The sequence below is a fragment of the Tersicoccus solisilvae genome (assembly GCF_014643255.1).
GTDB classification, from domain to species: Bacteria; Actinomycetota; Actinomycetes; order Actinomycetales; family Micrococcaceae; genus Tersicoccus; species Tersicoccus solisilvae.
On record NZ_BMJI01000016.1, the window covers coordinates 45,147 to 57,385 of the forward strand.

The following is a 12,239-nucleotide window of genomic DNA, read 5'->3' on the forward strand; positions in this document are numbered from 1 at the left end:
CGGCGTCGGTCGCCCGCCGCGGTCCCGCCGCGCCGTTGCGCGTCGGCGTCAGGGGACGAGCAGCACCTTGCCGGTGGTGCGCCGGGCCTGCAGGTCCGCGTGCGCCCGGCCGGCGTCGGCCAGGGGGTACCGGGCGCCGATCCGCACGTCGAGCTTGCCGTCGGCGACCAGCGCGAACAGGTCGGCCATCCGGGACCGGCGGTCCTCGGCCGTCGTCGTGTAGTGCATCATCGTCGGCCGGGTCAAGTAGAGGGACCCGCCGGAGTTCAGTCGCTGCGGGTCGAACGGCGGCACCGGTCCGGACGCGGCGCCGAACAGCACCATCAGGCCGCGCGCTCGCAGGCTGGCCAGCGAGTCGTCGAAGGTGTCCTTGCCGACCCCGTCGTACACGACGTCCACGCCGCGACCGTCGGTCAGCTCCCGCACCCGGTCGGCGAAGCCGTCGTAGCGCAGCACCGCGTCCGCGCCGGCGGCCGCGGCGAGCTTCTCCTTCTCGTCCGTGGACACGGTGGTGTACACCGTGGCCCCGGCGGCCTTGAGCAGCTGGATGAGCAGCAGCCCGACGCCGCCGGCGCCCGCGTGCACGAGCGCGGTCTCGCCGGGCTGGACGTCCTTGGTGGAGTGGACGAGCACGTGCGCGGTCATGCCCTGCAGCGGCAGTGCCGCGGCGGTCTCGTCGTCGATGCCGTCCGGCACCGGGACGAGTGCGTCGGCGTCGACGGCGGTGTACCGGGCGTAGCCCTTCGCGCCGTGCGCGGTGGTCACCCGGTCGCCCTCGGCGATCCCGTCGACGCCCGGGCCGACGGCGACGACCGTCCCGGCGAACTCGGCGCCGGGCGTGAACGGGAAGCCGACGTCGTAGACCCCGGACCGCTGGTACGTCTCGATGAAGTTGACGCCGGTCGCCGCGACGCGCACCAGGGCCTGGCCCGGTCCGGGCCGGGGGACGTCGACCGTCGCGGTGCGCAGCACCTCGGGACCGCCGGCCTGCTCGGCGACGATCGCGGTCGCGGTGGCGGGGATCTGCTGGTCGCTCATGCGGTGCTCCTCTTCCGGGGACGGGCCTCACGCCATCGTAGGCACACGCCGGGGCGGGCCGGCGGGGCACGCTGGGCCGGTGGACGGGGACCGCTCGACCCGGCACCATGGGCGAGAGTATTCATCAGCGAACTGATCATCGAGGGGCGCGACATGGAGTACACACGACTGGGCAGCTCGGGCCTCTACGTCTCGCGCCTGGCGCTGGGCACCATCCCGTTCGGCACCGGCGGCGGGATGGAGAAGATCGACGGGGTCGACGGCAAGGACGCGGAGCGGCAGCTCGACACCGCGCTGGAGCACGGGGTCAACTTCCTCGACACCGCCAACATCTACTCGGGCGGGGACGCCGAGCGCGTGCTCGGGGAGGTGCTCGGCACGCGCCGCGACCGCTTCGTGCTCACCTCCAAGGCGCGCACGGCGACCGGGGACGGGCCGAACGACGCCGGCGCCGGCCGCTACCACCTCACCCGCGCGGTCGAGGACAGCCTGACCCGGCTGAAGACCGATCACCTCGACCTGCTGTACCTGCACCAGTGGGACGGGCAGACGCCGATCATCGAGACCATCGCGACGGCCAACGAGCTGATCCGGGCCGGCAAGATCCGCTACTGGGGCGTCTCCAACTACAACGGCTGGCAGCTGGCCAAGACCGTCTACGAGGCCCAGCTCGCCGGGCTCGAGGGCCCGATCTCGCACCAGACCTACTACACGCCCGAGGCGCGCGAGGTGGAGTACGAGATCATCCCCGCCGCGCGGGACCTCGGGCTGGCGACGTTCGGCTGGAGCCCGCTGGGGGAGGGGCTGCTCAGCGGCCAGGTGCGTCGCGGCCGGCCGACATCGCCGGACACCCGGCAGGGCACCGACTGGCCCGAGCCGCACGTCGTGGACCGGGAGCGCGCGTACGACCTGATCGACCTGTTCGACGAGATCGCCCGGGGCCTGGGCTGGTCCCTCCCGCAGGTGGTGATCTCCTGGATCCTCACGCGGCCCGGGGTCAACGGCACCGTGGTCGCGGCCCGGCGGCACGAGCACCTGGTCGAGGACCTCGAGGCGGCGGAGCTGACCCTGCCGGACGACGCGCGGGACCGGATCACCGCCGCGTCCCAGCTGCCCGCCTACTACCCGGTCTGGCACCGCCTGCTCAACGGTCAGGACCGGCCGGAGCCCGCCGAGGCGGAGTTCTACGCCGAGCACCAGCGGGCCCTGGACGCCGCCGGTTCCTGACGGCCCACCGACACCAGACTGCGGGCTGTTGGGCTACTCAGCTGCTGTGAGGAGATAGCCGTCCCGATCGCAGCCTCGGTTCAGCCAAGCGTCCCAGCCGGACTCGGTCACTGGATTCACCCATTGGATCCCTCTAAGGAGCGAATATTGCCCAATAAGCGATCGAACATATCTCCGTTGTTTGTCATCTCTTGATGCAACGGGATGTTGGCCAAAGAGGGCCAATTCAACTAAATGTACATCTTTCTGTAGAGCGGAGCGGACTCCATCGTTGTCGACCGCAGAAATGATGGCGCGATAATCATTGGAATGCTTCACATCGACGTACTTCACACGGCTTCTTCGTTCCATCTTGGCATACCAGGCAGTGAATGTGCGATTAGCGTGTATATCCCACTCGCGCTCGATCTCCGCGTTCACGACTACGCCGGTTGAATTTTCTCGCTTACCCACATGTTGAAGAAACAAGAAACAGCTAGCGGCATCTGCATTATCTGCTGGATCGTTGCACGACCGCGCGATATTTGCATCGATAATAAGGTATTTCACGCCCCTAACTCCCAGCCCTAACGGCTTCAATGTACGCGATGTCCGCGTCCTCCGAAACGTCGTCAAAATCAAGCGGCCAGTCTCCAAAGCGACCTTTGGCATCTACCTCGGCTACGGACAGGTTGGCATGACCGTCGATGTCGCGACCAAACCAGTTAAGACTCACCTGATTAGCTGGGATCGCAGACCTAGCGATCTGTGTCTGAATAGAGCGAATGAGCAGGGAACTGTGTGTCTCGGCGACGACCTTTACCCCGTTAGCGGCGGCTGCCACGATTATGTCACCTAGAACTACTTGGGCTCGCGGGTGCAAATGGATCTCCGGTTGCTCAATGTAGACAATTTGACCCGGTCGGGCGCAGAGAAGAGAAACGATGACTGGCAGCGTCTGGCTGACACCGAAGCCAACGTCAGCAATGCTGACCAAGTCCTGAGCGCCACCTCGCTGGGCGTGGGGTACGCGTCCCACTAGGACTTCGACCGTCGCATCGTTTTTCTTACGTGCAAAGACTTTCCAAGTTAGGCCGAGTAGTTCCATCTGTCTGGAGAGTTCGCTGAGGCGCGGATCATGATTTTCTCCCCAATTTAGAATAACGGAAGCGACGTATTGATCGAACGTACCGGGGAAGTTTTGGCCTACTGCTGCACGCGGGTACTCGCGCTCGGGGTTGCCCCTGAGGCCCGGCACATGGATTATTGAGCTTATCAAGTGAGTCCACGCATCGGTGTGTGAGTCGAACGCGTCGATTCCCAAGAAAATCCGCGACTCGGAAACAGCCCTATTGCTAATGACTCCTTCGAGGAAGCATCGTTCCCGTCGGGTTGAGATTCCAGGCGTAAATTTCTCGACGCCGGCGAATACTCCGTCACGCATCTGCTGCATAAACGTTTCCGCGAATACAGAGACTCGTTTCTCAAGTTGGCGTGCGTACTCGGGGTCGAGTTTCGGCTTCAGTGTTATTGATCGTTCCGCATCTTCGAAGGTATCGGAATCGATTGTGAACCCGTCGGGTGAGTCTGCATAGACCACTCTTCTGTGATGCTCCCCTACACGAAGATCAACACTAAACTCATTAACTCTCGAATCTCTTGCTTTACTCTTACTCAAGGTCTGATTGCGCTCAGTAAATTTTGCGTTGGCGCCGTGGAGCAAGAGAGGGCCAGGATCAAACCCCACGTCCAGCGTCTGCTTCATCAGCAACAGCGGCTGCATGAAGCTCGACTTGCCGCCACTGTTCGCTCCTGAGATTATTGTGAGGGGAGCGATGCGGACATTAATCTCGTCGTGAATTGCCTTGAATCCACGAATACCAACGTAGAGATCGAAGTGCTCGAAGTCAGGGCCGGGGCGGAAGGGGAGGTTGCTGTTCCTTCGAGGTCCTTTGCGGCGTGCCATCTTCCTCTTTCGATGATTTTGAGAAGTCGTACCACGGAGAATTATGCAGTACGGACCGGAGGCTTCTGGGGAGTGCCGCGACCTCCGCGGCTCGGTGCCGAGAACTCTGCTGTCCTTGAGTGGGCCGTTCTAGAGCGGATGCTTGGCGTTAGTGGGTGCGCTGCGAGGCCAGCGTCCTGGGGTCGGGTGGCCCTAGTGACAGCTGTCCAGCAGTTCCTGACGGTCTGCCGGCACCGGACTGCATAACTATCCCGACCACTGCATAACTTTGCTGTATGCTGGGCGGCATGAGTTTCTCCGTCGCCGTGTCGGGCGCCACCGGGTACGCCGGCGGCGAGGTCCTGCGTCTGCTCGCCGGTCACCCGGAGGCCCGCATCGGCGCGGTCACCGCGCACAGCAGTGCGGGCGCCCGCCTCGGCTCGCTCGCCCCGCACCTGCACGGCCTGGCCGACCGGATCGTCGAGGAGACGACGGTCGAGAACCTGAGCGGTCACGACGTCGTCGTCCTCGCCCTGCCGCACGGGGCCAGCGGTCCCGTCGCCGCGCAGCTGCCGGCCGACACCCTCGTCATCGACGCCGGGGCGGACCACCGGCTCACCGACCCGGACGCCTGGGAGCGGTTCTACGGTTCCGAGCACGCCGGCAGCTGGCCGTACGGGCTGCCGGAACTGCCCGGCGCCCGGGACCAGCTGCGCGGCACGAAGCGGATCGCCGTGCCCGGCTGCTACCCGACGAGCTCCCTGCTGGCCCTGGTGCCCGGCTTCGACGCGGGCCTGCTCGAGCCCGAGGACGTCGTCATCGTCGCCGCGTCGGGCACCTCCGGGGCCGGCAAATCGCCGAAGCCGCACCTGCTCGGCGCCGAGGTGATGGGCTCGATGAGCCCGTACGGCGTCGGTGGCGGCCACCGGCACACGCCGGAGATCGAGCAGGGCCTCGCCCGCGCCGCCGGCACGCCCGTGCAGATCTCCTTCACCCCGACCCTCGCGCCGATGCCGCGCGGCATCCTCACCACCGCCACCGCCCGGCTGGCCGACGGCGTCGACGCCGCCGCGGTGCGGGACGCCTGGGACGCCTACTACGCCGACGAGCCGTTCGTGCACCTGCTGCCCGAGGGGCAGTGGCCCACCACCGGCGCGGTGATCGGCTCCAACCACGCCGTCCTGCAGCTCGCCGTCGACCCGCACGCCGGCCGCGTCGTCGTCTGCTGCGCGATCGACAACCTCACCAAGGGCACCGCCGGCGGCGCCGTCCAGTCCATGAACCTCGCCCTGTCCCTCCCCGAGACGATGGGCCTCGACCTGCAGGGAGTCGCCCCGTGAACGCCGCCAGCACCACCGACCTCGGCGTCACCACCCCCGCCGGCTTCCGGGCCGCGGGTGTCACCGCCGGCCTGAAGGCCTCGGGCAAGCCGGACGTCGCGCTCGTGGTCAACGACGGGCCGAGCCGTGCGGCCGCCGCCGTGTTCACCTCCAACCGGGTGGCCGCCGCGCCCGTGCTCTGGTCGCGCCAGGCCGTCTCCGACGGGCGCGCCGACGCCGTGCTGCTCAACTCCGGCGGCGCCAACGCCTGCACCGGCCCCGAGGGCTTCGCCAACACCCACGCCAGCGCCGAGCAGGTCGCCACCGCGCTCGGGATCGGCGCGGGAGACGTCCTCGTCTGCTCCACCGGCCTGATCGGGGTGCAGCTGCCGATGCCGCAGCTCGGCGCCGGCATCACCGCCGCCGTCGGCGCGCTCGCCGCCGACGGCGGGCCGGATGCCGCCGAGGCCATCATGACGACCGACACCGTCGCCAAGCAGGCCGGGCACGCCAGCACCGACGGCTGGTCGATCGGCGGGATGGCCAAGGGCGCGGGCATGCTCGCCCCTGGGCTGGCCACCATGCTCGTCGTCCTCACCACGGACGCCGACCTGCCCGCCGACGCCCTGGACACCGCCCTGCGCGCGGCCACCGGGGTCACCTTCGACCGCGCCGACTCCGACGGCTGCATGTCGACCAACGACACCGTCGCCCTGCTCGCCTCCGGCGCCTCCGGCGTCACGCCCGACCTCGAGGCGTTCACGGCGGCGTTGACCGACGTGTGCGCGGAGCTGGCCCGGGCGCTGATCGCCGACGCCGAGGGCGCGAGCCACGAGATCGCGGTCCGCACCGTGAACGCGGCCACCGAGGACGACGCCGTCGAGGTCAGCCGCGCCGTCGCCCGCTCCAACCTGTTCAAGACGGCGATCTTCGGGCAGGACCCGAACTGGGGCCGCGTGCTCTCCGCCGTCGGCACCACGAGGGCAGTCTTCGAGCCGGGCGACCTGAACGTGACCATCAACGGCGTGCAGGTGTGTCGCAACTGCGGGATCGGGGAGCCGCGGGAGGCCGTCGACCTGTCCGGCCGGCACGTCGACGTCGAGATCGACCTCGGCGCCGGCACTGCGACGGCGACCATCCTGACGAACGACCTCACCCACGACTACGTGCACGAGAACAGTGCCTACTCCAGCTGAGGACGCCGTGACGGACCCGACGACCGAGCCACCCGCCGCTTCGCCGGCCACCTTGCCCGCCGGCACCGTCCCCGACGCGGCGGCCGCGAAGGCGGCCACCCTGATCGAGGCGCTGCCCTGGATCCAGCGGTTCGCCGGGGCCCGGGTGGTGCTCAAGTACGGCGGCAACGCCATGGTCGACGACGAGCTGCGCCGCGCCTTCGCGGCCGACGTCGTCTTCCTCCACCATGTGGGGCTGCACCCGGTCGTCGTGCACGGCGGCGGTCCCCAGATCAACGCCATGCTCTCCGCCCTCGGCATCGAGTCCGAGTTCCGCGGCGGCCTGCGCGTGACCACCGAGGAGGCCATGGACGTCGTCCGGATGGTGCTCACCGGGCAGGTGGGCCGCGAACTGGTCGGGCTGATCAACCAGCACGGCCCGTACGCGGTCGGCATGTCGGGGGAGGACGCCGGCACCCTGATGGCAACCCGCACCGGCGCCGTTGTCGACGGCGAGGACGTGGACCTGGGCCTGGTCGGCGAGGTCAGCACCGTGCACCCGGCCAACATCGCGGGGCTGCTGGCCGCCGGCCGCATCCCGGTCATCTCGTCGGTGGCGCCCGAGGTCGACGCCGACGGCAACCCGACCGGCCAGGTGCTCAACGTCAACGCCGACACCGCCGCGGCCGCGGTCGCGATCGCGCTCGGCGCGGAGAAGCTCGTCATGCTCACCGACGTCGAGGGCCTCTACGCCGACTGGCCGGACCGGTCCTCGCTCATCTCCGCGCTGTCCGCCGACCGGCTCCGCGCCATGCTGCCGACCCTGCAGTCCGGGATGATCCCCAAGATGACGGCCGCGCTCGCCGCGGTCGACGGCGGGGTGCCCGCCGCGCACATCGTCGACGGGCGCAACCCGCACAGCATGCTGCTGGAGATCTTCACCGACGAGGGCATCGGCACGCTCGTGACGGCCGCCGAGCCCACCCCGACCACCACCGCTCCGTCCCCGACCGCGAAGGAGAAGCCGTGACCACGTCACCGACCCCCGCGACGGGCGAGGACCGCCGCAACACCGGCCTGCCCGCCGAACTCTCCGGGAGCCCGGCCTCCCCGGTGTCCGGCGAATCGACCGGCGCCGCCTGGCTCGAGCGCTACACCGGATCCCTGCTCAACGTCTTCGGTGCCCCGCAGCGGGTGCTGGTGCGCGGCTCCGGCAGCCGGGTGTGGGACGCCGACGGCGCCGAGTACCTCGACCTGCTCGGCGGCATCGCCGTCAACGTCCTCGGCCACGCCCACCCGCTGCTGACCAGCGTGGTCGCCAGCCAGCAGGCCACCCTCGGGCACATCTCGAACTTCTTCACCAGCCCCACGCAGGTGGCCCTCGCCGAGCGGCTGCTCGCCCTCGCCGGCGCCCCGGAGGGATCCCGCGTCTTCTTCGCCAGCTCCGGCACGGAGGCCGTCGAGGCGGCGCTGAAGCTGGCCCGCCGCGCCGGCAACGGCGCGGACCCGGTCCGGCCCACCGTCGTCGCCCTCGAACAGGGCTTCCACGGGCGGACCATGGGGGCGCTCAGCCTCACCCACAAGGCCGCCTACCGGGAACCGTTCGCCCCGCTGCCCGGCGGCGTCACCCACATCCCCGCCGGGGACCTCGCCGCCCTGCGCGCCGCGATCACCGACCAGACCGCGGCGCTGGTGCTCGAGCCCATCCAGGGCGAGGCCGGCGTGCTGCCGCTGCCCGCCGGGTACCTGCGGGAGGCCCGCCGGCTCACCCGGGAGGCCGGGGCACTGCTCATCCTCGACGAGGTGCAGACCGGCGTCGGGCGCACCGGCCGCTGGTTCGCGTTCCAGCACGAGCCGGACCTGATGCCCGACGCCGTCACGCTCGCCAAGGGCCTCGGCGGCGGATTCCCGATCGGGGCGCTCATCACCGTCGGCCCCGCCGTCTCCGCCCTGCTCGGCCCCGGCCAGCACGGCAGCACCTTCGGCGGCAACCCGGTGGCGACCGCCGCGGGCCTGGCCACGCTGCACGTGATCGAGTCCGACGACCTGCTCGGCAACGCCGACCGGGTGGGCCGCCACCTGCGGGACGGTCTCGCGCGGATTCCCGGGGTGACCGAGGTGCGCGGCCAGGGGTTGCTGATCGGCTTCGACCTGGACGCCGACGCCCACCCGGCGTCGGGGGCCGCGCTCGCGCCCGCCGCCGTCACCGCCGCGCTGGCTGCCGGGTTCATCATCAACGCGCCGGGGCCGCGCACCCTGCGTCTCGCGCCACCGCTGCTGTTGACGGCCGAGGAGGCGGACGGTTTCCTCACGGCCCTGCCCGGCATCCTCGACGCCGCCCGCGCCGCCACCGCGTCGTCCGCACCGTCCTCCGGGTCTGCCCGGACCGAGCCCGCCCAGGAGTGATCCCATGACCCGCCATTTCCTCACCGATCTGGACCTCGGCCCGGCCGAGCAGGCCGAGGTGCTCGACCTCGCCGCCGCGATGAAGGCCGACCGGTACGGGTACCGCACCTACGCCGCCCCGACCGGTGACGGCCCGCACGCTTCCAGGACCGTCGCCGTCATCTTTGACAAGACCTCGACGCGGACCCGTGTCTCCTTCGCCACCGGGGTCGCCGATCTCGGGGGCAACCCGCTGATCATCAACCCGGGGGAAGCGCAGATCGGGCACAAGGAATCCGTCGCGGACACCGCGCGGGTGCTCGAGCGGATGGTGCACACGATCGTGTGGCGCACGTACGCGCAGGCCGGTCTCGAGGAGATGGCCCGGCACAGCGCGGTCCCGGTGATCAACGCCCTGAGCGACGACTACCACCCGTGCCAGCTGCTCGCCGACCTGCTCACCGTCCGGGAACACCACGGCCGCACCGCCGGGCTGACGCTGGCGTACCTCGGCGACGCCGCCAACAACATGGCGAACTCCTACCTGCTGGCCGGGGTGACGGCCGGCATGCACGTGCGCGTCGCCGGGCCGGAGGGCTACCTGCCGGACGAGGCCGTCGTCGCGGCCGCGCGGGAGCGGGCGCAGGCGACCGGCGGCTCCGTGCTGGTGACGACGTCGGCCGCGGAAGCGCTCGACGGTGTCGACGTGCTCGCCACCGACACGTGGGTGTCGATGGGTCAGGAGGACGAGAAGACCGACCGGGCCGACGTGTTCCGGCCGTACGCGATCGACGAGGCCGCGCTCGCGCTCGCCGCACCGGGCGCCGTCGTGCTGCACTGCCTGCCCGCCTATCGCGGATACGAGATCAGCGCCGGGGTCATCGACGGGCCCCAGTCCGCCGTCTGGGACGAGGCGGAGAACCGGTTGCACGCGCAGAAGGCGATCATGCACTGGCTGATGGAACGGTCCGGGTTGCTGGGGCCGGACTCGGGCTCGCGCTCGTGAGTGCGGCGGCGGAGGGCGCCCGATCCCGTCCCACGACGAAGACGGCCCGGCAGGCGCGGATCACGGCGCTGCTGGCCGGGTCCGCGGTGCGCTCCCAGGCCGAGCTGGCGCAGCGGCTCGCGGACGACGGGCTCGCCGTCACCCAGGCGACCCTGTCCCGCGACCTCGTCGAACTCGGTGCCGTCCGGGTGCGCGGGGCCGACGGTGGCCTGGTCTACGCCATGCCGTCCGTGGGCGCGGACCGGACGCCGCGCAGCGACGTGAACCAGGAACTGCTCGACGCGCGGCTGGCTCGCCTGTGCGAGGAACTGCTGGTCACCGCCGAGGCGTCGGCGAACCTCGTCGTGCTGCGCACGCCACCCGGGGCCGCCCAGTTCCTCGCGTCCGCGATCGACCACTCGGTGCTGCCGGCCGTGCTCGGCACCATCGCCGGGGACGACACCGTGCTGCTGGTGTGCCGGGAGCCCACGGGCGGCCCGGACCTGGCAGCGCGGTTCCTCGAGCTCGCCGGCACGGACTGACCGCGCGTGCAGGACGCGCCTGCCCGGTCAGCCGTCGGCGGCGCCGGACGCGTTCCCGGCGGAGCGCAGCAGCTCCGCCATCGCGGGCAGCTGGAAGTACGCAGCGACCGAGACGGGCGTCTGCCGCCCGCCCTCCGGATCGGCGCCCGCGTCCAGCAGCGCCCGCACGGCTGTCTCGTCCTGCCGGAACACGGCGGCGGCCAGCGCGGTCTGGCCCATGTCGTTGACCCGCTCGGTCTCGGCGCCGCGCTCGAGCAGTGCCGCCACGGTGTCGGCGTGCCGGTGGTAGGCGGCCAGGATGAGCAGCGTGTCACCCTTGGCGTTGGTCAGGTTCACCGGCAGGCCCGCGTCGACGAACGCCGTCAGCCGCTCCGTCGCCCCGTCGCGGGCGAGATCGAACATGGAGTTCAGCAGCTCCAGGTCCGCGTCGGTCAGGTCGGCGTCGGTCTGGCTCCCCTCGATCGGGCCCGCGTCGCGTGATGCATCCATCCGGCCATTCTTCCATCGGCGGTGGGGCTCGCCGAGCCGGGTGTCACACGGGGCCGTCGGCCCGTCCTCATCTGTCGACGCGTGCCGGGTCGCGGCAACGGAGCCGGAACGGCGACGGGCGGACCGGCCGGTGGCCGATCCGCCCGTCGTGGAGCGGCGTCGCGCGAGTGAAGGCTCGGCGGCGAGCTCAGCCCTGGCCGGGAATCGAGACGATCTCCGACGCGGCGGGCGCGGCCACCTTCGGCACCGCGTTCCACTGGCTCAGCCGCAGGTCGGACGCCGAGGAGGAGCTCGCGCCGGCGCTCGGGGAGGAGCTCGCGCTCGACTTCGCCTTCGACGAGGTGATGCGCAGCGGGTAGGGCTCACCGTCCGCCGCGACCCAGATCGCGCCATCGCTCGACCCGTCCACGTCGCTGAGCTTGTACGCCTTCACGCCGTCCAGATCCGCCTCCTCGACCTTCGCGCTCTTCAGCTCGGCCGCGGTCGGGTCCTTCTTGAATGCGTCGTCGAGCACCTCGTTCATGTTGGCGCCCTTGAACGAGCTGGTCGACGGTGCCTTGACCCACTTGCCCACGAGCTTCGCGGCGGCGGAACCGGCGCCCGCCTGTGACCAGAACTTCTGGTCACCCTTGACATAGGCCGTCTTGTCCACGATGCGCACCTGAGCCGTACCCTGGCTCGTGGTCAGCGTCATGGCGAGGTTGGTGCCGGCCCGGTTGCCCGCGAACTCGATCTTCTGGAACTGGCCGCTCGACGCGGTCCCACTGACCTTGACGCTCGTGGCCGCCTTCACGGCCGCCTTCATCTTCGGGTACAGCTCCGTTGCGCTCGGCGTGTCCGGAGTCGGGGTGGAGCTGGGCGAGGCGTCCGCGGCCTGGGCGGACGACGCCGTCCCGCCGGTCGCCGCGGAGCTGCCGGACGTGCCGGCGGCGCCTCCGCAGCCGGCCAGGCCCAGGGCGGCGGCGAGCGCCAGCCCGGTGATCGTGATCGAGAACTTCCTGTTCATGACAAACCCCCTGCGTGAACGGTGCGATCAGGTCACCAGTCGGCGGTGACCTGCTGCGACAGTAACAGCGCCCGGTCACAGCCCGTGCACAGCGACGGCGTTGCGCGGCGGCACGCCGCTGGTCCGCACCGGTTACCGGCCGGTATTGT

The 12,239-nt window shown here is 70.3% G+C and carries 12 protein-coding genes; 7 read left to right on the forward strand and 5 right to left on the reverse strand.

The genetic code is table 11. The annotated features are described in order from the left end of the window. Positions 1 to 48: 48 nt before the first annotated feature. Positions 49 to 1,038: a quinone oxidoreductase family protein gene (locus IEX22_RS11750; protein WP_188668602.1), complete on the reverse strand. Its 990-nt coding sequence runs from the start codon at positions 1,036 to 1,038 to the stop codon at positions 49 to 51. Positions 1,039 to 1,191: 153 nt separating this feature from the next. Between IEX22_RS11750 and IEX22_RS11755 the strand changes: the two genes are divergently transcribed. Continuing rightward, a complete protein-coding gene (locus IEX22_RS11755; RefSeq protein ID WP_188668603.1) occupies positions 1,192 to 2,265 on the forward strand; it encodes an aldo/keto reductase in 1,074 nt (357 codons plus the stop codon). Between the two features lie 33 nt (positions 2,266 to 2,298). Here IEX22_RS11755 and IEX22_RS11760 read toward each other — a convergent pair whose 3' ends face one another. Together IEX22_RS11760 and IEX22_RS11765 are read right to left on the reverse strand one after the other, a co-directional pair. Beyond that, positions 2,299 to 2,814, reverse strand: coding sequence for a hypothetical protein (locus tag IEX22_RS11760; protein WP_188668604.1), 516 nt, complete (start codon positions 2,812 to 2,814; stop codon positions 2,299 to 2,301). A 4-nt stretch (positions 2,815 to 2,818) separates the two neighbouring features. Beyond that, positions 2,819 to 4,210, reverse strand: a complete 1,392-nt coding sequence (locus IEX22_RS11765; protein ID WP_188668605.1) for an AAA family ATPase — start codon at positions 4,208 to 4,210, stop codon at positions 2,819 to 2,821. A 287-nt stretch (positions 4,211 to 4,497) separates the two neighbouring features. Here IEX22_RS11765 and argC point away from each other — a divergent pair, with 287 nt between their 5' ends. From argC to IEX22_RS11795, 6 genes are read left to right on the forward strand one after another with little or no spacing between them, the layout of a single operon-like run. Next, on the forward strand, positions 4,498 to 5,529 hold the full coding sequence (gene argC, locus IEX22_RS11770) for an N-acetyl-gamma-glutamyl-phosphate reductase (RefSeq protein ID WP_188668606.1): 1,032 nt from the start codon (positions 4,498 to 4,500) through the stop codon (positions 5,527 to 5,529). Next, on the forward strand, positions 5,526 to 6,704 hold the full coding sequence (gene argJ, locus IEX22_RS11775; protein ID WP_188668607.1) for a bifunctional glutamate N-acetyltransferase/amino-acid acetyltransferase ArgJ: 1,179 nt from the start codon (positions 5,526 to 5,528) through the stop codon (positions 6,702 to 6,704). The genes argC and argJ overlap by 4 nt, the downstream gene beginning before the upstream one ends. Positions 6,705 to 6,756: 52 nt before the next feature. Next, positions 6,757 to 7,713: an acetylglutamate kinase gene (argB, locus tag IEX22_RS11780; RefSeq protein WP_188668625.1), complete on the forward strand. Its 957-nt coding sequence runs from the start codon at positions 6,757 to 6,759 to the stop codon at positions 7,711 to 7,713. Between the two features lie 47 nt (positions 7,714 to 7,760). Continuing rightward, positions 7,761 to 9,089, forward strand: coding sequence for an acetylornithine transaminase (locus IEX22_RS11785; RefSeq protein ID WP_188668626.1), 1,329 nt, complete (start codon positions 7,761 to 7,763; stop codon positions 9,087 to 9,089). A gap of 4 nt (positions 9,090 to 9,093) precedes the next feature. Beyond that, positions 9,094 to 10,074 (forward strand): ornithine carbamoyltransferase, encoded by a 981-nt coding sequence (argF, locus tag IEX22_RS11790; protein WP_188668608.1) that lies wholly within the window; start codon positions 9,094 to 9,096, stop codon positions 10,072 to 10,074. After that, positions 10,071 to 10,595 (forward strand): arginine repressor, encoded by a 525-nt coding sequence (locus IEX22_RS11795; RefSeq protein WP_188668609.1) that lies wholly within the window; start codon positions 10,071 to 10,073, stop codon positions 10,593 to 10,595. Before argF ends, IEX22_RS11795 begins: the two co-directional genes overlap by 4 nt. Positions 10,596 to 10,622: 27 nt before the next feature. On the opposite strand, the gene IEX22_RS11800 is transcribed toward IEX22_RS11795, so the two are convergent. Together IEX22_RS11800 and IEX22_RS11805 are read right to left on the reverse strand one after the other, a co-directional pair. Further along, positions 10,623 to 11,084, reverse strand: coding sequence for an ankyrin repeat domain-containing protein (locus tag IEX22_RS11800; RefSeq protein ID WP_188668610.1), 462 nt, complete (start codon positions 11,082 to 11,084; stop codon positions 10,623 to 10,625). A 187-nt stretch (positions 11,085 to 11,271) separates the two neighbouring features. Further along, positions 11,272 to 12,090, reverse strand: coding sequence for a hypothetical protein (locus IEX22_RS11805; protein ID WP_188668611.1), 819 nt, complete (start codon positions 12,088 to 12,090; stop codon positions 11,272 to 11,274). Positions 12,091 to 12,239: the final 149 nt, after the last annotated feature.